Source organism: Streptomyces sp. NPDC018263, from assembly GCF_055562575.1.
This window is the reverse complement of record NZ_JBVHFA010000002.1, coordinates 555387-572313: the sequence shown is the minus strand read 5'-3', so window position 1 is coordinate 572313 and position 16927 is coordinate 555387. Positions and strand designations below refer to the sequence as shown.

Genomic DNA, 16927 nt, shown 5'->3' with positions numbered 1-16927 from the left:
CTGTTCCTCCAGAATCCACACGGAATCAGGTCCGCACCAATCGGCAGGACGGTGGACGCGGGGCCATCAACTCCCGTTCAGCGAAGGGCAATCGCCCCTGTCGCGGCGACGCACACTTTCGCACAGGGCGACAGGGGGGAACAAGAGATCTCCCGCCGGAAACAGGGCACGCTCCGGCACCGAGTTGACGCGCTCCGGGCCGCCCGGTTGGATCAACGGGTGCCGACCGAGACGAGCCCGCGTGGCGGGAGCCGAGCCTTTCTCCTCGCCCTCCTCCTGCTCCTCACCGGCTGCGGCACCGGGGACCACCAGGCTTCGCATGCGCCCGAACCGCCACCGGAACACGCCGGGTTCGACTACCAGATCGGCGGCGCCTACCCACCGCCCGCAGGGGTCCGGATCGTCACCCGTGACCGCGCCGACTCCCCCGCGAAGGGGCTGTACAACGTCTGTTACGTCAACGCCTTCCAGGTCCAGCCGCAGGAGCGGGCCGACTGGCCGGCCGACCTGCTGCTGCGTGACCGCACGGGCAAGGTCGTCATCGACGAGGACTGGGACGAGCCCCTGCTCGACATCGGCACCCCGGCCAGGCGGGAGCGGATCGCCGACCGGGTGAACCGCTGGACCGACGGCTGCGCTGAGAAGGGCTACGACGCCATCGAGCCCGACAACTACGACAGCTACACCCGCTCCCACCGCCTCCTCACCCCCGCCGACGCGACCGCCTTCATGCGCCTGCTCACCCGGCACGCGCACGCCCGCCACCTGGCCGTGGGCCAGAAGAACACCCCGGAGCTGGCGGACGAGCGCGAGAGCGCCGGTCTCGACTTCGCGGTGGCCGAGGAGTGCGGCCAGTACGACGAGTGCGGGGTCTACGCCCGCGCCTACGACGACCGGGTGCTGGACATCGAGTACACCGACGAGGGCATGCGCAAGGCGGTGGCCGGCTGGGGCTCGCGGCTCAGCATCGTCCGCCGCGACCTGGACGTCTCCACACCGGGCGAGGCGGGGTACGTACGCCGGACGGGCTGATGCCGTCAGGGGCGGTCCAGCAGTTCCAGCCCGCGTGTCCACGCGAACCCGCCCGGCACCCGGCCCTCGCCGAAGCGCACGCCGAGCCCGCGCAGCCGGGTCAGGCTCTCCCGGTAGGCGGGGTGGGCGGCCAGCGCCTCCCCCACGCTGGGCAGCACCGCGATGGGCACGCCGAGCCCGAGCGCCTCGCACAGGGTGCCGACGGCCAGGGTGTCGGCGATGCCCTGGGCCCACTTGTTGACGGTGTTGAAGGTCGCCGGAGCCACCACGACCGCGTCCGGCGGCGGGAAGGGGCGCGGGTCGGCCGGGGAGCGCCAGGCGGAGCGGACCGGGCGGCCGGTGCGGGACTCGGTGCCGGGCGCGTCGAAGAAGCCGTTCATCGCGGCCGGGGTGGCGATGACACCCACCTCCCAGCCCCGTTCCTGGGCCGCCGCGATGAGCGTGTCCACGCCGGAGGCGACCCCGGCCGCGCAGACGACGACGTAGAGAAAGGGTTTCCCGGCGAGTTCGGTCACCGGGAAACCCTATAAGGACATACGACAACTGAGCGGCGGTCAGCTCTCGGTGACGGTGATCGCGCCGACCGGGCAGGCGCGGGCGGCCTCCCGGAGCATGGGGCTGCCCGCCCCGTCCTCGGCGCCGGGCAGCAGGGTGCTGTAGCCGTCGTCGTCCTGGGTGAACACGCTCGGGGCGGCCAGGGTGCACTGGCCCGCGCCGATGCAGAGGTCCTTGTCGATCTCGATGTCGGTGTGCATGGCGAGAAGCCTCTTACCAGGTCACGGGGAGTTCCAGCATCCCCTGGATCGTGTCGCCGGGCTTGAACGGGATCTCCTCGGCCGGGACCGCGAGGCGCAGGCCGGGCAGCCGGGCGAAGAGGGTGCCGAGGGCGATCTCCAGCTCCGCGCGCGCCAGGTTCTGGCCCAGGCACTGGTGGATGCCGAAGCCGAAGGCGACGTGGTGGCGGGCGGAGCGGCCGAAGTCGAGGGCGTCGGGGTCGGCGTACACGGAGTCGTCACGGTTGATCACCGAGGTGGAGAACATCACGCCCTCCCCGGCCCTGATGGTGACCCCCTCGATCTCGATGTCGTCGAGGGCCACCCGGAGCAGGCCGTCGGCGATGGACAGCATCCGCATCAGCTCCTCGACGGCCGCGGGCAGCAGCGCGGGGTCGGCGCGCAGCTCGGCCAGCCGGTCGGGGTGCTGGAGCAGGGTGTAGGTGCCCAGCGAGATCATGTTGGCGGTGGTCTCGTGCCCGGCGACCAGCAGGATGACGGCGAGCGAGACGACCTCGTCCCGGTCCAGGGCGCCCTCGCTGAGCTGCTTGTGGACCAGGTCGTCCAGGACCCCCTTACCCGGCTCGGGGTGGCCGGCCTTGGCGTCGATCAGGCCGCCGAGGTAGGTCTCCAGCTCCTTGCGGGCGTTCTGGCTGTCGTCGGCGGTCGGCCCGCGCAGCAGCCTGCGGGACTGCTCCTCGAAGAACTCGTGGTCGGCGTACGGCACCCCGAGCAGGTCGCAGATGACCATGGACGGCACGGGCAGCGCGAAGGCCGACACCAGCTCGGCACCGGGCCCCCGCTCGATCATCGCGTCCAGCAGGTCGTCGACGATCGCCTGGATGGCGGGCCTGAGCGCGGCGGCGCGTTTGACCGTGAAGGACGGGATCATCATCCGCCGCTGGATCTGGTGCTCGGGGTCGTCCAGGCCCAGCAGGGCGACGCGGCGGTCCCGGACGCCCGCGAACCGGGCGGTGGGGATGGGGAACTCGGGGCGGCGCCGGTCGCTGGAGAGCCTGGGGTCGGCGAGCAGGGCGCGGGCCGCGGAGTGACCGCTGACGGCCCAGACCTGGCGGCCGTCGTACAGGGTGACGCGGGAGACGGGCCGGCCGTCGCGCAGCGGGCCGTACCCGGTGGGCGGGTGGTAGGGACAGGTGCGGTCCTGCGGGAAGGCGACGGGATCGGCCGCCTTCGCCGGGCCGGTGGTGTCCGTCAGTTCCGTCATGGATGGACCTCGCAGACGAAGAAGTACCTCGAACCGATCTTCATTAGATGCCCGGGGCACCTATGGGGCGACGGCAAGTTCGGCCAGATCGGCGACCCGTCGGATCTGGCCGAAGAAGCGCGTCCGCCGGAGGTGTCCGGGCACCGGAATCCGGTCGTCCGACGCACATCGGTTCTCCCAGTGTCGTCGCGTACGCCCTTTTTCGGCCACCCCCGGCCGGGAGGGGACCGAGAGATCCGGCTATTCACCCGCGTGGCCCAGAGGATGCGCGGTACGGATGATTCCGGCGGCCCCCGGTGTTGCGGTGGACCGCAGGCGTGAAGCCGTCGGCAGCACGAAACACGACGAACGCGATGAAGGGGACGAAGCCATGCCTCTTGAGGGCGAGTACGAGCCGAGCCCGGAGCAGTGGGTACGCGATCAGGTCGAGCTGTACGAGAGCTCCGGCGGGACGGAGGGGACGACCCTGCTCGACACCGGGCTGCCGGTGATCATCCTGACCACGCGCGGCAACCGCAGCGGCAAGCTCCGCAAGACGCCGCTGATGCGGGTGGAGCACGACGGGAAGTACGCGGTGGTCGCCTCCGTGGGCGGCGCGCCGAAGCACCCGGTCTGGTACTTCAACGTCAAGGCCGATCCGGCGGTCGAGCTCCAGGACGGCCCGGAGAAGCGGGAGATGCGCGCCCGCGAGGTGAAGGGCGACGAGAAGGCCCAGTGGTGGGAGCGGGCTGTGGCGGCCTTCCCGCCCTATGCCGAGTACCAGGAGAAGACCGACCGGGAGATCCCGGTCTTCGTCCTGGAGCCGGCCGACGCGGGCTGAACGGCCGCCGGGGGACGGTTCACGCGCCTTCCGCGTACGGCGGGTGTGAACCGTCCCCCAAGGGGCACGCGAAGGTCAGGCCCCGCCGCGCTCCCCCGTCGCGGCGGGGCTTTCGTGTCCGGCGAGCCCGGTGTGGTCGCGGTCCGCGTGGTCGCGGTCGGTCACGTCGAGGAAGATCTCCCCCGCGTCCGGGAACATCTCGGCCACGGACCGCTTGATGCGGACGGCGACCTCCTCGACCTCCTCGCTGTCCATCCCCGGCACCAAGTCGACGCGCGCGGCCACGAGGGCGGAGTCGATGCCGGTCTTCATCGTGAACAGCGCCTCCACGCTGTCGATCTCCGGCTGGGCGCTCAGCAGTTCCCGTATCCGCCCGGTCAGCTCGGGGTCGGCGGCCTCGCCGATGAGCTGGGCGCGGGCGTCGCGGCCGAGCCGGTAGGCGACGTAGACCAGCAGGGCGCCGATCAGGATCGACGCGCAGCCCTCCCAGACGGCCTGGCCGGTGAGCAAGTGCAGCACCATGCCGATGGCGGCGAAGGTCACGCCGAGCACCGCGGTGCCGTCCTCGGCGAGCACGGTGCGCAGCGCGGGGTCCTGGACGTCGCCGACGCCCTCGCCCTGCCGGTGCGCCTGGCGCACGGCCCGGATCAGGGAGATGCCCTCGGCGACGAAGGCGACGCCGAGCACGACGAGACCGGCTATGTAGCCGCTGAGCTTCTCCTCGCTGCCGTTCCTGATCGCCTCGAAGCCCTGGAAGAAGGAGAAGCAGCCGCCCATGACGAAGATGCCGACCGCGGCGAGCAGGGACCAGAAGAACCGTTCCTTGCCGTAGCCGAAGGGATGGCGGGCGTCCGGCGGGCGGCGGCTGCGGCGCAGCGCGGCCAGCAGGAACACCTCGTTCAGACTGTCGGCCACGGAGTGCGCGGCCTCCGACAGCAGGGCGGGCGAGCCCGCGAAGAGCCCGCCGACGGCCTTGGCCACCGCGATCACCAGGTTCGCGGCGAGTGCCACGAGGACGGTGACGCGGGTGTGTCCGTCGGAGTTGTCGGCCTCCTGGCCGTCGCTGTGGCCGGTCGTCGTGTCCGGCTGCTTTTCCGAAGTAGCGCTCACCTGTCGGCGACTGCCCCCGGCCCGGAGGATCATACGGGCCCGGACGGGGGAGGTCGGGGGCTGTCCGGGGAGGATGCGGGCGCGGTGAGGAAGGAGTGACACATGGCGAAGAAGAGCAAGAACATGAGCAAGATCAAGGCGCCCCTCCTGCACAAACCGGTGGGCTTCGCGCTGAGCTGGGCCGGCGGTGCGCTGGCCGGGCTGGCGTTCCGGAAGGCGTGGATGGTGATCCGGCACGAGGAGGAGGCGCCCGACCCGCTGGACCCGGACCGCGGCTGGGGAGAGATCCTGCTGGCGGCCGCGGTGCAGGGCGCGATCTTCGCGGTGGCCCGCAGTGTGGTGGACCGTACGCGCGCCAAGGCGGTCGCCCGCTCCACGGGTACCTGGCCGCACCCGAACGCGGCTCCGGCGAAGCGCTGAACCAACCGGTCGGCCCCGGCCTTCGGACGGCTGGCCGATCACAAACACTCAGATTCGAACCGGCTCCGTCAAATCCGAAGACATATGTCAAGCGAACATGCTCAAATTCCTCCTGTCGAGTGAGTAGCCACGCGGCACGGTCCGTCGTGGGCGCGGGTGGGAGGTGGTGCCGTCGTGCGGGAGGAACCCACCCCGTTCAGCCGGCATCTGCGGGTGCGCGAGGAGCGCGGGCACACCGTGCTGGAGTTACGGGGTGAGATCGACATCGCCTCGGCGGCGGAGATCTCACCCCTGCTGGACCGGCTCACCGGCCGCGAACGCGCCCGGTTGGTGCTGGATCTGCGCCCCGTGGAGTTCTTCGACTGCTCGGGGCTGCGCCTGGTCGACCGGGCCCGGCACCGCGTCCTGGAGCGCGGCGGCCGGCTCCATCTGGTCTGCGCCCACCCCCTGACCCTGCGCGTCCTCCGGGTCACGGGTCTGACCCGCGTGCTGCCCCCGCACCCGACCCTGGAGTCGGCGCTGGGGGACTTCGCGGACCCGCCCTAGGCTTCCGCCGGCTGCTCGAACAGCGCGCTCACCGATTCCCCGTCGTGGATGCGCCGCATCGCCTCCGCCAGGGCCGGCGCGATGGACAGCACCTGGAGCTTGTCGGTGCGCTCGTCCTCCGGCACCGGCACGGTGTTGGTGCAGACGATCTCCAGCACGTCCGGCTGTTCGCCCAGCCGCTTCAGCGCGCCCGCCGCGAACAGGCCGTGGGTGCAGGCGACCCGGATCGAGCGCGGGCCCAACTCGCGCAGCTTGTCCAGCAGTTCGAGCACCGTACTGCCCTTGGCGATCTCGTCGTCCAGCACGATGACGTCCCGGCCGGTGATGTCGCCGATCACCGAGCTGATGCTGACCCGGTCGTCCGCGAACCGCTGTTTGGCGCCGGCCGCGACCCGGGCGCCGAGCAGCCGGGCGAAGGCGGCGGCCTCCTTGGCGTTGCCGAGGTCCGGGGAGACGACCGTGGTGCGGGAGAGGTCGTACTGCCGGAAGTGCGCGGCGAGTTCGCGCAGCGCGTGCAGGTGGTCGACCGGCACCGAGAAGAAGCCGTGCACCTGCGGGGCGTGCAGGGTCATGGTGAGCACCCGGCTCGCACCCGCCGCCACCAGCAGGTCCGCGACCAGGCGGCCGCCGAGCGAGATGCGGGGCGTGTCCTTCTTGTCCGAGCGGGCGTAGGAGTAGTGCGGCATGACGACGGTGATCCGGGCCGCCGAGGCGCCACGGGCCGCGTCGCACATCATGAGCAGCTCCACCAGGTGCTCCTGCACCGGCCGCACCAGGGGCTGGATCAGGAACACGTCCCGTTCCCGGCAGTTGGCCCGGAGCTGTACCTCCAGGCAGTCGTTGGCGAACCTGCTGACCCGCGCCGGGCTGAGCGTGACGCCCAGGTGCGCGCACACCTCCTCGGCCAGCCGGGGGTGGGCGCTGCCGCTGAAGACGGCGATGTCTCGCACGATCCGCTCCTCGCATGATCGGTACGGGCTGGGCGGCCATGCTACCGGCCCCCTGTCCCCCGGCCCGGACGGCAGGCGTGACGGGTCTCGTACGGGAGCGGCAGGGGTACGTACGTCAGCGGTGGGGGATGGTCAACTCGCGCGCCTGTTCGCCTACTTGGCGGGCATCCGAGGAGGGGGAAGGGAGAACCGTGGAGAAGACGACTACGGCCGGCGGCACGACCGAGGTCCAGCAGCGGCCCCGGCGGCGGACACCGCTCTGGGTCAAGGTACTGGCGGGCATCGCCCTGGTGCTGGTGCTGCTGTTCGCCGGGATACGGCTCGCCGTGCTGCCCGGCATCAAGGACCTGTTCGGCACCGAGTCCCGCGACCGCTCGGGCCCGGCGCTGCTCCAGTCCATCCAGGACATGAGCCGCTACCAGGCCGCCTCCGGCAACTTCCAGGTCGTGGTGGACCTGGAGAAGAACGCCAAGTACCTGCCCGACGCGCTGCGCGGCACCCGGACGCTGTACGTCGGCGCGGGCACCGTGGACGCCTATGTGGACCTCGGCAAGGTCGGCGACAAGGACGTGACGGTCAACGACGACCGCACCTCCGCCGTGCTGAAGCTGCCGCACGCGCAGCTCGGCAAGCCCGCGCTGGACCCGGACCGCTCCTACGCCGTCTCCAAGCAGCGCGGCCTGCTGGACCGGCTGGGCGATCTGTTCTCGGACAACCCCAACGGCGAGCAGGCGGTGCAGAAGCTGGCCGTCAAGCACATCGGCGAGGCCGCCCGGGACAGCGAGCTGACCGCGCGCGCCGAGTCCAACACCACCGGCATGCTCCAGGGCCTGCTGCGCTCCCTCGGCTTCAAGGACGTACGCGTCTCGTACGGCTCCTGACGCTTTGCCCGGCCCGGCATCACCGGCCGGTTACCGGGCACTCGCTGCTTCTCACGGGGATGTTCACGACTGGAGGACCACCGCATGGCCCGAACCGCCCTTCGCCTGCCGACCGTACTGCGCGCCCCTCTGCGGCGGGGGCGCACGGAGAAGACCGAGCCGGGGCCGGTCGAGCCGGAGCCGGTCACCGAGCCGGCGCCGGAGGTGGCGGAGCGCAAGCCGCTGCCGCTGCCGATCCGGCTGCCGATCATGCTGCTGGCGTTCGTGTTCATGGTGGCGTTCGCCATCGCGCTGGCCCGGGTCACCCTGGAGCCGTCGCCCGCGTCGGAGGCGCTGACGCACAGCAACATGCGGCCGGGCAACTCCCTGAAGGCGTACTTCGACTACGGGACGGTGCGCGACGCCCTGAAGCAGATCGGCGGCAATGTGCTGCTGGGCGTCCCGTTCGGGGTGCTGGTGCCGGTGCTGGCTCCCCGGGCGCGGGGCATCCTCCAGGTCCTGTTCCTGACCGCGCTGGTGATGCTGATGGTGGAGCTGACCCAGGGCGCGCTGATCAACGGGCGGGCCTTCGACATCGACGACGTCATCCTCAACACCACGGGCGCGCTGCTGGGTTGGCTGCTGCTGGGGCGCCGGCTGGGGCGGGCGGTGCACGCGCGGCGGCCCAAGGTCGTCCAGGAGTGAGTGGCCTCAGCCGGTTTGCCCGGCCGGCCGACCACTGGTCTGTACCAAGCTATTGACGGCCCCGGTCCCGGTCTCTACAACAGGAGGCATCACTCCCCCCACGTGAAACGGAGAGTCATGGCATCCCCACGCCTGCTCCGCAGATGCCTCCTTGCCGCTCTCTCCGCCGCGCTGGTCGGCGCGGCGGCCGTCGGTCCCGCGAGGGCCGACACGGCCGCCGCACCGGCCGTCGCGGCGGCGACGTTCTCGGACTCCTTCGACGGCCCCGCGGGCTCGGCCGTCGACGGCTCCAAGTGGACGCTGGAGACCGGAGACAACGTCAACAACCACGAGCGGCAGTACTACACCTCGGGCACCAAGAACGCGGCGCTGGACGGCCAGGGCCACCTGGTGATCACCGCGAAGCGCGAGAATCCGGCGAACTACCAGTGCTGGTACGGCAGTTGCCAGTACACCTCGGCCCGGCTGAACACCTCGGGCAAGTTCAACGCGCAGTACGGGCACGTCGAGGCCCGGATGAAGATCCCGCGCGGGCAGGGCATGTGGCCCGCCTTCTGGATGCTGGGCACGCCGGTGAACTGGCCGGACTCGGGCGAGATCGACGTGATGGAGAACGTCGGCTTCGAGCCCTCCACCGTGCACGGCACCATCCACGGCCCCGGCTACTCGGGCTCCGGCGGCATCGGCGCGGGCTACTCGCTGCCGAACGGGCAGGCGTTCGCGGACGCCTTCCACACCTACGCGGTCGACTGGGCGCCGGACTCCATCACCTGGACCGTGGACGGCAACGTCTACCAGCGGCGCACCCCGGCCGACCTGGGCGGCAGGACCTGGGTGTTCAACAAGCCGTTCTTCCTGATCCTGAACCTCGCGGTCGGCGGCTACTGGCCCGGCGACCCGGACGGCTCGACCCAGTTCCCGGCGCAGCTCGTCGTGGACTCGGTGTCGGTGACCACCAGCGGCGGCTCGACGGGCGGCACGGCCATCCGGGGCCTGGCCGGCAAGTGCGTGGACGTGGCCGCGGCGAACTCCGCCAACGGCACCCCCGTACAGCTCTACGACTGCAACGGCTCGGCCGCCCAGCAGTGGACCGTCGGCTCGGACGGCACGATCCGCGCGCTCGGCAAGTGCCTGGACCTGAAGGACAACGGCACGGCGGACGGTACGCCCCTGCAACTGTGGGACTGCGCGGGCAGCCCCAACCAGAAGTGGGTGGTGTCCTCGGCCAACGACATCGTCAACCCGCAGGCTAACAAGTGCCTGGACGTGACGGGCGCCAACTCGGCCAACGGCACCCGGCTCCAGCTCTGGACCTGCAACGGCACCGCCGCCCAGAAGTGGACGGTGGGCTAGCTATCCGCGGCCTCGGCGGGTGCCGCCGCGCACCCGCCAGGTGAACTTGTCGCCGCCGACCCAGCGGACCACGTCGGGGTCGTCCAGATCGTGGATGACGATGCCGCGGGCGGCGGCGGCCTCCAGCACCCCCGTGATGGACGTGACCTCGCCGATCACCTCGCCGTCGATCTCCATCACCCGGAAGGGCGGCGAACCCGGCCGGCCCTCACAGACCCCGAGCACCCGGATGCGCGGATTGGACATGTACGGAGCTGATTGTTCGGTCATGTCTCCGAGCGTAGAACGCGAGGCGCGGGGAAGGCGCGTCCGCACGGGCCGTCCGGGCCGCCACCGTGCGCGGACCGCCCCGGTGGGCAACCCTGGAGGTCCCTACGGAGCCGGGAGGTGGCCATGGAACCCGTCGCGGCGCTGGACCGGATCGCCTTCCTGCTGGAACGCTCGCTCGCGCCCACCTACCGGGTGCGGGCGTTCCGCACGGCCGCGCGCGTACTGAAGGATCTCCCCGAGGACGAGGTCGCCCGGCGGGTCTCCACGGGGACGCTCCAGACGCTGAAGGGGATCGGCCCGAAGACCGCGAAGGTGATCGAGGAGGCGGTGGCCGGGGAGACCCCCGCCTATCTGCGCTCGCTGGAGGAGGACGCCGGGGGCCCGCTGACGGCGGACGGCGGCGAGGAGCTGCGGGCGCTGCTGCGCGGCGACTGCCACACCCACTCGGACTGGTCGGACGGCGGCAGCCCCATCGAGGAGATGGGCTGGGCGGCGGCCGAGCTGGGCCACGAGTGGACCGCGCTGACCGATCACTCCCCCCGCCTCACCGTGGCCCGCGGCCTCTCCCCCGAGCGGCTGCGCGAGCAGCTCGGCCTGATCGAGACGCTGAACGAGCGCTGGGCCCCGTTCCGGCTGCTCACCGGCATCGAGTGCGACATCCTGGACGACGGCTCGCTGGACCAGGAGCCGGAGCTGCTGGAGCGGCTGGACGTCGTGGTGGTGTCGGTGCACTCCAAGCTGAAGATGGACGCCGCCGCGATGACCCGCCGGATGGTGGCCGCGGTGTCCGACCCGCACGCCGACGTGCTGGGCCACTGCACCGGCCGGCTGCTCACCGGGCGCGGGCGGGCCGAGTCGGCCTTCGACGCGGACGAGGTGTTCGCCGCGTGCGCCGAGGCGGGCACCGCCGTGGAGATCAACAGCCGTCCGGAGCGGCTGGACCCGCCGAAACGGCTGCTGCGCAAGGCGGTGGACGCCGGGACGCTGTTCTCGATCGACACCGACGCGCACGCGCCGGGCCAACTGGACTGGCAGATCCTCGGCTGTGCCCGCGCCGAGGAGTGCGGGGTGCCCGCCGGGCGGGTGGTCAACACCTGGACGGCGGACGAGCTGCTGGACTGGACCCGTGAGGGGCGCGTACCCACGCCTGACCTCGCGTGACCCGGATCACGGCACCGTCCGGGAACGCCGACCCGTGGTTGTCCGTTGAACCAGACGTGGGCGCGGGCCCGCCCTGACTCGGGACCCCGTCCGCGACGGACCGCCCCGGTCGTGATTCCCCCGTCACGGCCGGGGCATCTTCGTGTCCGGGCTCAGCGCGGGGTGCGCTCGTCCAGCGCGGCCCGCCAGGCGGGCGGCCGGTCCTCGGGGACCGGTTCGGCGCGGCGGCCGCCCCGGCTGAAGAAGTCGGCCAGCGGCAGGATGGCCGCGCCGACGGTGACCGCGTCCGGGCCGAGCCGTCCCAGCTCGATGGTGACCCGGTCCGCCGGGTGCCGAAGCGCGTAGGTGGCCGCGTGCCGGCGTACGGCGGGCAGGAAGCGGGTGCCGAGCTGGAGCCCGGCCCAGCCGCCGATGAGGATGCGCTCGGGCTGGAAGAGGTTGATCAGGTCGGACAGGCCCGCGCCCAGGTACTCGGCGGTCTCCTCCAGCACCGCGAGCGCCACCGGGTCGGGTTCCGCGCCGTGGGCCGGATAGGCGGCGGCGAGCATGGCGGTGAGCGCGGTCTCCTCGTCGGTGCCCTCGGGCGGCCGTCCGCCCTCCTCGCGCCAGCGGGCCAGCAGCGACTCGGCACCGGCGTACGCCTCCAGGCAGCCCGGCGCCCCGCACCGGCAGCGGCGTCCGCGCACCCGTACCGTCAGATGCCCCCACTCCACCGCGCGGCCGTGCTCCACCTCGGGGGTGACCAGGCAGGCGCCGACGCCGGAGCCGAAGAGCACCACCAGGGCGTTGCGCGCGCCGCGCCCGGCGCCGAACCACATCTCGGCCTGGCCGAGCGTCTTGGCGCCGTTGTCGATGAAGTACGGCACGCTCTCGGGGAGCCCGGAGGTGGCCCGGAGCAGCCGCTCCAGCGGGACGGCGTCCCAGCCGATGGTCTGGCCGTGCACCACGGCCCCCCGGTCGGCGGTGTGCTCCACGATGCCGGGCACGCCCACCCCGACACCGAGCAGCCGCTCGGGTCGCGCGCCCTCGGCCGCAAGCACCTCGGCCACCCCGTCCCGGATGTGGCCGGTGATGTCGTCGACGTCGTAGCCGGGCCGGGTCAAGGGGCGTTCGGCGCGGGCGAGTTCGGTCAGGGCGAGGTCGAACAGCTCGACGCGGACGCGGGTCTCCCCCACGTCCACGCCGATCATCTGGCCGCTGTGCGGGGCGACCCGGAGCAGGGTGCGGGGGCGGCCGCCGTCGGAGTCGACGCTGCCGGCCTCCTCCACGAGTCCGTCCGCGACGAGGTCGGCCACGACATTGCTCACCGAGCCGGAGCTGAGTCCGGTGGCCGGGCCCAGTTCGAAGCGGCTGAGGGGGCCGTCGAAGTACAGCCTGTGCAGCACGGCCGTGCGGTTGCCCCGCCTCAGATCGCGTACCGTGCGCCCGTTCCGACCCGCCATGTGGCCCCTTCCGACCCGTGCCCGACCTGCAACATACCCTTCGGCACAGGCCGGGCACGACTTCGCGGGCCCCCTTATTTCATGCTGTGAGATTTCCAGGCCGTGCGGGTGCGGCTCAGCCGGCCGCGTACACGTCCTCCACATAGCGGCCGGCGCCGACCAGCTCGTCCAGCCAGCGTGCCGCCGCCGCCTCGTCCGCGCCGGGGGTGCGTTCGCGGTACAGGACGCGGAACGCCTCGCGGACGCCGGGCGCCATGCGCGCGCCGTCGCCGCAGACGTAGACCCGCGCCCCGGCGCCGAGCAGCCCCCAGACCTCGTCGGCCTCGGCGGCGATCCGGTGCTGGACGAACTCGGCGCCGTCGACGGGGGCCGCGCTGAAGGCGGGGCGCAGCGAGACGGCTCCGGCCTCCTCGGCGGCGCCCAGCTCGGCCGCGTGCAGATAGTCGGCGTCGGGGGCGTCGCAGCCGAAGTAGAGCAGCGCGGGCGGGAGTTCGGCCCCCTGGGCGCGGGCTGCCACCCGGTCCATGACCACCCCGCGGAACGGCGCGAGACCGGTACCGGCGGCGATCAGCACGACGGGGGCGGAGGTGTCGGTGCGGAACGCCTCCCGGCACGGCTGGACCCGGGCGTACACCGTGTCGCCGGGCTTCACGCCGGCCAGGTGGCCCGAACCGGTGCCCCGGTAGCGGCCGTTGCCGGAGCGCGCGGGGGCGTCGAGCACGGAGACCATGAGGTCGGCGTGGCGCGGGTCGGCGGCAGGGGAGGAGGAGATGGAGTAGTGCCGGGGGCGCAGCGGGGTGAGCAGGTCGAGCAGGCGGGGCCAGTCGAGGGCCTCGCGCAGGGCGGGGTGGTCCTCCAGGAGTTCGAGGAGGGTGCGCGGGTCGTCGCCGGTGAGGGCGGCGAGGGCGGCGCGCTCGGGCGGGCAGGGGTTGGCGGCGGCGAGGAGTTCGCGCTGGCGCGCGGTGGGCCGCTCCTGCAACTCGACGTGCCGGGTGAGGAGTTCGCGCACGGTGAGCGGGCGGTCCACGGCCAGGCCGTCGCGGCGCGGGCGGGTGGCGCGGATGTCGAGCACCGTGTACGGGTCGGCGCCGAGGGCGGCGAGGGCCCGCTCCACGGTCTCGGGGGCGTTGACCGGCAGCACGGTGAGGTGGTCGGCGGTGCGGTAGGTGACGCCGTCGGGCAGGGCGACGCGCAGGAACCGCTTGACGCGCGGGTGTCCGGGCGCGGTGAGGTCGTACGCCTCGGTGACGGTCATCGGGACCAGCTCGTGCCGCTCGGCGAGGGCGTCCAGCGGGCCGCCGGTCAGGGCGCGGACGTCGTAGGCGTTCTCGGGCTCGTCGGCCGGGGCGGTGGCGTCGGGGTCGCCGTACTCGGTGAGCAGGGCGGCGCGCAGGGCCGTGGTGTAGTCGCGGACGGCGCCGGTGAGGTCGCCGGAGGCGTCGGCGGCGGCGCGCGGGGTGAGCCGGGTGGCGCCCATTTCCGCGAGGCGGGCGTCGATGCGGGTCGGCATGTGCTGGTAGGTGGCGGCCCAGTTGCGGTCGCCGACGCCGAGCACGGTGTAGGTGACCCCGGTGAGGTCGTGGTCGCCCTCCAGCCAGGCGGCGAAGGCGACGGCGTCGTCGGTGGGGCGGCCGTTGTAGGAGGCGGCGGCGATGACGACGAGCCGGTCGGTGGGCAGGCCGTCTGCGTAGGCGTCCAGCGGGGCGACCTCGGTGGCGCAGCCGAGCGCGGCGGCCTCGTCCGCGAGCTGTCCGGCGAACTCGCGGCAGGTGCCGTAGTTGCTGCCGTGCAGGAACAGCGCGGCGGTGCCGGGGCGCACGCGGGCGGGGAGCGCGGCGGCGTCGGTGTCCTCGGCGGCGGTCACGGCGGCGGCGCCGGGCAGCGGGGAGTGGACGCGGTCGGCGCCGGTGCGCGGGGTCAGGGTGAGGGTGAAGCCCTCGGGCTTGAGGGTGAGGGTCTCCTTGATGTCCAGCGCGTAGTCGGCGTGGTCGTGCAGCCGGTAGCGGTGGACCAGCATGGCGAGCAGCATGGTCGCCTCGTGGAGCGCGAACTGCCGCCCGATGCAGGCGCGTTCACCGGTACCGAAGGGCTTGAAGGCGTGCACCGGACGTGCCGCCTCGGCCTCGGCGGTGAAGCGGTCGGGGTCGAAGAGCTCGGGGTTGTCACCCCAGACGGGCTGGCGGTGCAGCATCGGCACCAGCACGCTGACCGCCTGCCCGGCGCGCAGCGGCACCCGCCCGCCGAGCAGGGTGTCCTCGCGGGCCTCCCGGCTGAAGGCGGCGGCGGTCGGCCACAGCCGGAGCGCCTCGTTGAGCACCTGCCGGGTGTAGGTGAGCCTGCCGATGTCGTCGTACGACGGCTCGGGGTCGGCGGTGTCGCCCCACAGGGCGTCGGCCTCGCGCTGGACCAGGCGGAGCACGGCGGGGTGCTTGGCCAGGTAGTACAGGGCGAAGGACATCGCGCCGGAGGTGGTCTCGTGGCCGGCGATCAGGAAGGTGATGACCTGGTTGCGGATGTTCGCGAGGTCCAGGGTGGTGCCGTCGGCGGGGTGCTGGGCGGTGAGCATCAGCCCGAGCAGGTCGGTCGCCTCGCTCTGGTCGGTGCCGGTGCGGGCGGCGATGACCTCGTCCACGACCCCGGCGAGGAAGTCGGCGTCCTTGCGGAAGGCGGCGTCGGCCTCGGTGTGGTCGCCGCCCGGCACGCGGGCCAGGCGGGTCATGCTCCACTCCAGGCAGCGCACCATCGACTGGACGAAGGGGTGCGGCTCGGCCCGCTCGAAGGAGCCGAAGTCGTAGTCGAACCCGGCCAGGCCGATGGTGTCGAGCGTCATCCGGGTCATGTCGTCGGGGACGTCGACCGGCTGCCCGGCGCGGGCGGAGCGGTCCCACGCCTCGATGAGCCGCCGGGCCACCTTCAGCATCACCGGGTGGTAGGCGCGCATGGAGCCGAGCGCGAAGGCGGGCATGAGGATGTCGTGGGCCTTGGCCCAGTTCGGCTCGTCGTTGTACGCGGTGAACAGGCCGTCGGCGGCGAAGGCGCGCACGTTCTCCAGCGCGGGCCCGATGTGCTTGGCGAACCGGTCCTCGTCGGCGAGGTCGGCGATCAGGTCGGCGTCGGAGACGAACAGCGCGTCGCGCCCGTGCAGGCGGCGCACCAGCACCGGCCCGTGGGTCCGCATCAGCTCCATGACCTGCTGGATGGGCGTGCGGGTCGGCCCGGTGGCGGAGATGTCGACGACCGGCACGCCGGTGAGTGCGGGGGGCTCGGGGTGCGGTGCGGTGGGGGGCATGGCGCGGCAACTGCCTTTCGCGGGGCGGGGACTGGCGTTTCGCGTGGGGGGTGCGCGTCTTCCAGCGTGCTCCAGCGGCGGGGCGCGCCCGTGCCGGGCCACTACACGAACGTGCAGTGGAAAGTGGGCGCGCGCACTTGCGCACCGGCTCCGGGATGCCCCCCAAGTTGCCGCTGACCTGGGTTTTCGTCTTGGATGGCGGGGACGGTTCGGCATCTGGGAGGCTGGCGTGGAGTGGGGGCTGGCGGATGCCGTGGTGTGGCGCAACCGGGCCCTGATGCTCTTCGACCGGGTCGCGGTGCCGGTCGCGGTCTGTGACGTGTACGGCACGGTGCTGCTGGCCAACCCGGCGATGGCCGCCGAGTGCGGTACGTCACCGGGGCAGCTCCGGGGCCGGGACGTGCTGGAGCTGTTCCGGCCGCAGGAGGCCGGCCAGGTCGAGCGGATCGCGCAGGCGCTGCGGCTGCGGCACCGCTCCCGCTACCAGGTGTCGGTGAGCTGGAGCGCGCCCGGCGGGCCGGAGCGGTACGGGGAGCTGACCGCCGACCCGGTGAGCGACTCCACGGACGAGACCCCGGCGCTGCTGGTGATGCTCCGGGTGCTCGGGGAGAGCGAGCCGGAGTCCGTCCCCGAGCCCGCGTCCGTCACCCCGGTCGAGGGCGCGGTGCTGGCGCTGCTGGCCCAGGGTGCCACGACCGGGCGGGCCGCCCGCGAGCTGGGCCTGAGCCGGGACGGTGTCGCGTATCACCTGCGCCGTCTGTCCGCCCGCTGGCACGCGGCCAACCGCACCGAGCTGGTCGCCCGCGCCTACGCCCTGGGCGTGCTCGCGCCGGGCGTCTGGCCGCCTCGGGTACGGGGAGCCGCACCCGGCTAGGAACGGGCGCGCGGAAAACCGTTTGGCCCGGACAACGGCGCTCTATACCCTCGTAAACCTAGACCTCCTAGGCTCATGGCTACAACAGAAGGAACCC

General features: G+C 72.7%; 17 protein-coding genes. 9 read left to right on the top strand and 8 right to left on the bottom strand.

Annotated elements, in window-relative coordinates:
* Positions 1-219: 219 nt before the first annotated feature.
* The gene (locus tag ACZ3HQ_RS07520; RefSeq protein WP_467508763.1) at positions 220-1032 is read left to right on the top strand and encodes an endo alpha-1,4 polygalactosaminidase; all 813 of its coding nucleotides are present in this window, start codon (positions 220-222) and stop codon (positions 1030-1032) included.
* Between the two features lie 5 nt (positions 1033-1037).
* Here ACZ3HQ_RS07520 and ACZ3HQ_RS07515 read toward each other — a convergent pair whose 3' ends face one another.
* Genes ACZ3HQ_RS07515 through ACZ3HQ_RS07505 form a run of 3 tightly spaced genes read right to left on the bottom strand, consistent with a single transcriptional unit; the run spans position 1038 to position 3030 of the window.
* On the bottom strand, positions 1038-1547 hold the full coding sequence (locus tag ACZ3HQ_RS07515; protein ID WP_467508762.1) for a flavoprotein: 510 nt from the start codon (positions 1545-1547) through the stop codon (positions 1038-1040).
* A gap of 39 nt (positions 1548-1586) precedes the next feature.
* Positions 1587-1787: a ferredoxin gene (locus ACZ3HQ_RS07510; protein ID WP_135784678.1), complete on the bottom strand. Its 201-nt coding sequence runs from the start codon at positions 1785-1787 to the stop codon at positions 1587-1589.
* A gap of 13 nt (positions 1788-1800) precedes the next feature.
* Positions 1801-3030, bottom strand: coding sequence for a cytochrome P450 (locus tag ACZ3HQ_RS07505; protein ID WP_467508761.1), 1230 nt, complete (start codon positions 3028-3030; stop codon positions 1801-1803).
* Between the two features lie 370 nt (positions 3031-3400).
* Here ACZ3HQ_RS07505 and ACZ3HQ_RS07500 point away from each other — a divergent pair, with 370 nt between their 5' ends.
* A complete protein-coding gene (locus ACZ3HQ_RS07500; RefSeq protein ID WP_467508760.1) occupies positions 3401-3850 on the top strand; it encodes a nitroreductase family deazaflavin-dependent oxidoreductase in 450 nt (149 codons plus the stop codon).
* A 75-nt stretch (positions 3851-3925) separates the two neighbouring features.
* On the opposite strand, the gene ACZ3HQ_RS07495 is transcribed toward ACZ3HQ_RS07500, so the two are convergent.
* Complete coding sequence (locus tag ACZ3HQ_RS07495; protein WP_467509058.1) at positions 3926-4993, bottom strand: cation diffusion facilitator family transporter; 1068 nt, start codon at positions 4991-4993, stop codon at positions 3926-3928.
* A gap of 69 nt (positions 4994-5062) precedes the next feature.
* Here ACZ3HQ_RS07495 and ACZ3HQ_RS07490 point away from each other — a divergent pair, with 69 nt between their 5' ends.
* Positions 5063-5380, top strand: a complete 318-nt coding sequence (locus tag ACZ3HQ_RS07490) for a DUF4235 domain-containing protein (protein ID WP_161203795.1) — start codon at positions 5063-5065, stop codon at positions 5378-5380.
* 174 nt (positions 5381-5554) lie between these two features.
* The gene (locus ACZ3HQ_RS07485; protein WP_467508759.1) at positions 5555-5926 is read left to right on the top strand and encodes an anti-sigma factor antagonist; all 372 of its coding nucleotides are present in this window, start codon (positions 5555-5557) and stop codon (positions 5924-5926) included.
* Here the strand turns inward: ACZ3HQ_RS07485 and ACZ3HQ_RS07480 are convergent.
* Positions 5923-6876: a ribose-phosphate diphosphokinase gene (locus ACZ3HQ_RS07480; protein ID WP_467508758.1), complete on the bottom strand. Its 954-nt coding sequence runs from the start codon at positions 6874-6876 to the stop codon at positions 5923-5925. The two genes, ACZ3HQ_RS07485 and ACZ3HQ_RS07480, sit on opposite strands and share 4 nt — an antisense overlap.
* A gap of 191 nt (positions 6877-7067) precedes the next feature.
* Between ACZ3HQ_RS07480 and ACZ3HQ_RS07475 the strand changes: the two genes are divergently transcribed.
* The 3 genes from ACZ3HQ_RS07475 to ACZ3HQ_RS07465 all read left to right on the top strand — a co-directional run bounded on the left by ACZ3HQ_RS07475 (position 7068) and on the right by ACZ3HQ_RS07465 (position 9794).
* On the top strand, positions 7068-7757 hold the full coding sequence (locus ACZ3HQ_RS07475; protein ID WP_467508757.1) for a DUF4230 domain-containing protein: 690 nt from the start codon (positions 7068-7070) through the stop codon (positions 7755-7757).
* 84 nt (positions 7758-7841) lie between these two features.
* A complete protein-coding gene (locus ACZ3HQ_RS07470; protein WP_467508756.1) occupies positions 7842-8441 on the top strand; it encodes a VanZ family protein in 600 nt (199 codons plus the stop codon).
* 117 nt (positions 8442-8558) lie between these two features.
* On the top strand, positions 8559-9794 hold the full coding sequence (locus ACZ3HQ_RS07465; RefSeq protein WP_467508755.1) for a ricin-type beta-trefoil lectin domain protein: 1236 nt from the start codon (positions 8559-8561) through the stop codon (positions 9792-9794).
* On the opposite strand, the gene ACZ3HQ_RS07460 is transcribed toward ACZ3HQ_RS07465, so the two are convergent.
* Positions 9795-10064: a hypothetical protein gene (locus ACZ3HQ_RS07460; protein WP_467508754.1), complete on the bottom strand. Its 270-nt coding sequence runs from the start codon at positions 10062-10064 to the stop codon at positions 9795-9797.
* Between the two features lie 123 nt (positions 10065-10187).
* Between ACZ3HQ_RS07460 and ACZ3HQ_RS07455 the strand changes: the two genes are divergently transcribed.
* A complete protein-coding gene (locus ACZ3HQ_RS07455; protein WP_467508753.1) occupies positions 10188-11225 on the top strand; it encodes a PHP domain-containing protein in 1038 nt (345 codons plus the stop codon).
* A 152-nt stretch (positions 11226-11377) separates the two neighbouring features.
* Here the strand turns inward: ACZ3HQ_RS07455 and ACZ3HQ_RS07450 are convergent, their stop codons facing one another.
* Together ACZ3HQ_RS07450 and ACZ3HQ_RS07445 are read right to left on the bottom strand one after the other, a co-directional pair.
* The gene (locus ACZ3HQ_RS07450) at positions 11378-12667 is read right to left on the bottom strand and encodes an ROK family transcriptional regulator (protein ID WP_467508752.1); all 1290 of its coding nucleotides are present in this window, start codon (positions 12665-12667) and stop codon (positions 11378-11380) included.
* Between the two features lie 115 nt (positions 12668-12782).
* On the bottom strand, positions 12783-15956 hold the full coding sequence (locus ACZ3HQ_RS07445) for a cytochrome P450 (RefSeq protein ID WP_467508751.1): 3174 nt from the start codon (positions 15954-15956) through the stop codon (positions 12783-12785).
* A 277-nt stretch (positions 15957-16233) separates the two neighbouring features.
* Here ACZ3HQ_RS07445 and ACZ3HQ_RS07440 point away from each other — a divergent pair, with 277 nt between their 5' ends.
* Positions 16234-16830, top strand: a complete 597-nt coding sequence (locus ACZ3HQ_RS07440) for a response regulator transcription factor (RefSeq protein WP_467509057.1) — start codon at positions 16234-16236, stop codon at positions 16828-16830.
* The last annotated feature ends 97 nt before the right edge of the window (positions 16831-16927 follow it).

What these genes read in the sequence shown, in the direction of transcription:
- ACZ3HQ_RS07510 (WP_135784678.1), bottom strand. Translation starts at nt 1,787, where the DNA reads ATGCACACCGACATCGAGATCGACAAGGACCTCTGCATCGGCGCGGGC.
- ACZ3HQ_RS07505 (WP_467508761.1), bottom strand. Translation starts at nt 3,030, where the DNA reads ATGACGGAACTGACGGACACCACCGGCCCGGCGAAGGCGGCCGATCCC.
- ACZ3HQ_RS07500 (WP_467508760.1), top strand. Translation starts at nt 3,401, where the DNA reads ATGCCTCTTGAGGGCGAGTACGAGCCGAGCCCGGAGCAGTGGGTACGC.
- ACZ3HQ_RS07495 (WP_467509058.1), bottom strand. Translation starts at nt 4,993, where the DNA reads ATGATCCTCCGGGCCGGGGGCAGTCGCCGACAGGTGAGCGCTACTTCG.
- ACZ3HQ_RS07490 (WP_161203795.1), top strand. Translation starts at nt 5,063, where the DNA reads ATGGCGAAGAAGAGCAAGAACATGAGCAAGATCAAGGCGCCCCTCCTG.
- ACZ3HQ_RS07470 (WP_467508756.1), top strand. Translation starts at nt 7,842, where the DNA reads ATGGCCCGAACCGCCCTTCGCCTGCCGACCGTACTGCGCGCCCCTCTG.
- ACZ3HQ_RS07465 (WP_467508755.1), top strand. Translation starts at nt 8,559, where the DNA reads ATGGCATCCCCACGCCTGCTCCGCAGATGCCTCCTTGCCGCTCTCTCC.
- ACZ3HQ_RS07460 (WP_467508754.1), bottom strand. Translation starts at nt 10,064, where the DNA reads ATGACCGAACAATCAGCTCCGTACATGTCCAATCCGCGCATCCGGGTG.
- ACZ3HQ_RS07455 (WP_467508753.1), top strand. Translation starts at nt 10,188, where the DNA reads ATGGAACCCGTCGCGGCGCTGGACCGGATCGCCTTCCTGCTGGAACGC.
- ACZ3HQ_RS07450 (WP_467508752.1), bottom strand. Translation starts at nt 12,667, where the DNA reads ATGGCGGGTCGGAACGGGCGCACGGTACGCGATCTGAGGCGGGGCAAC.
- ACZ3HQ_RS07445 (WP_467508751.1), bottom strand. Translation starts at nt 15,956, where the DNA reads ATGCCCCCCACCGCACCGCACCCCGAGCCCCCCGCACTCACCGGCGTG.
- ACZ3HQ_RS07440 (WP_467509057.1), top strand. Translation starts at nt 16,234, where the DNA reads ATGCTCTTCGACCGGGTCGCGGTGCCGGTCGCGGTCTGTGACGTGTAC.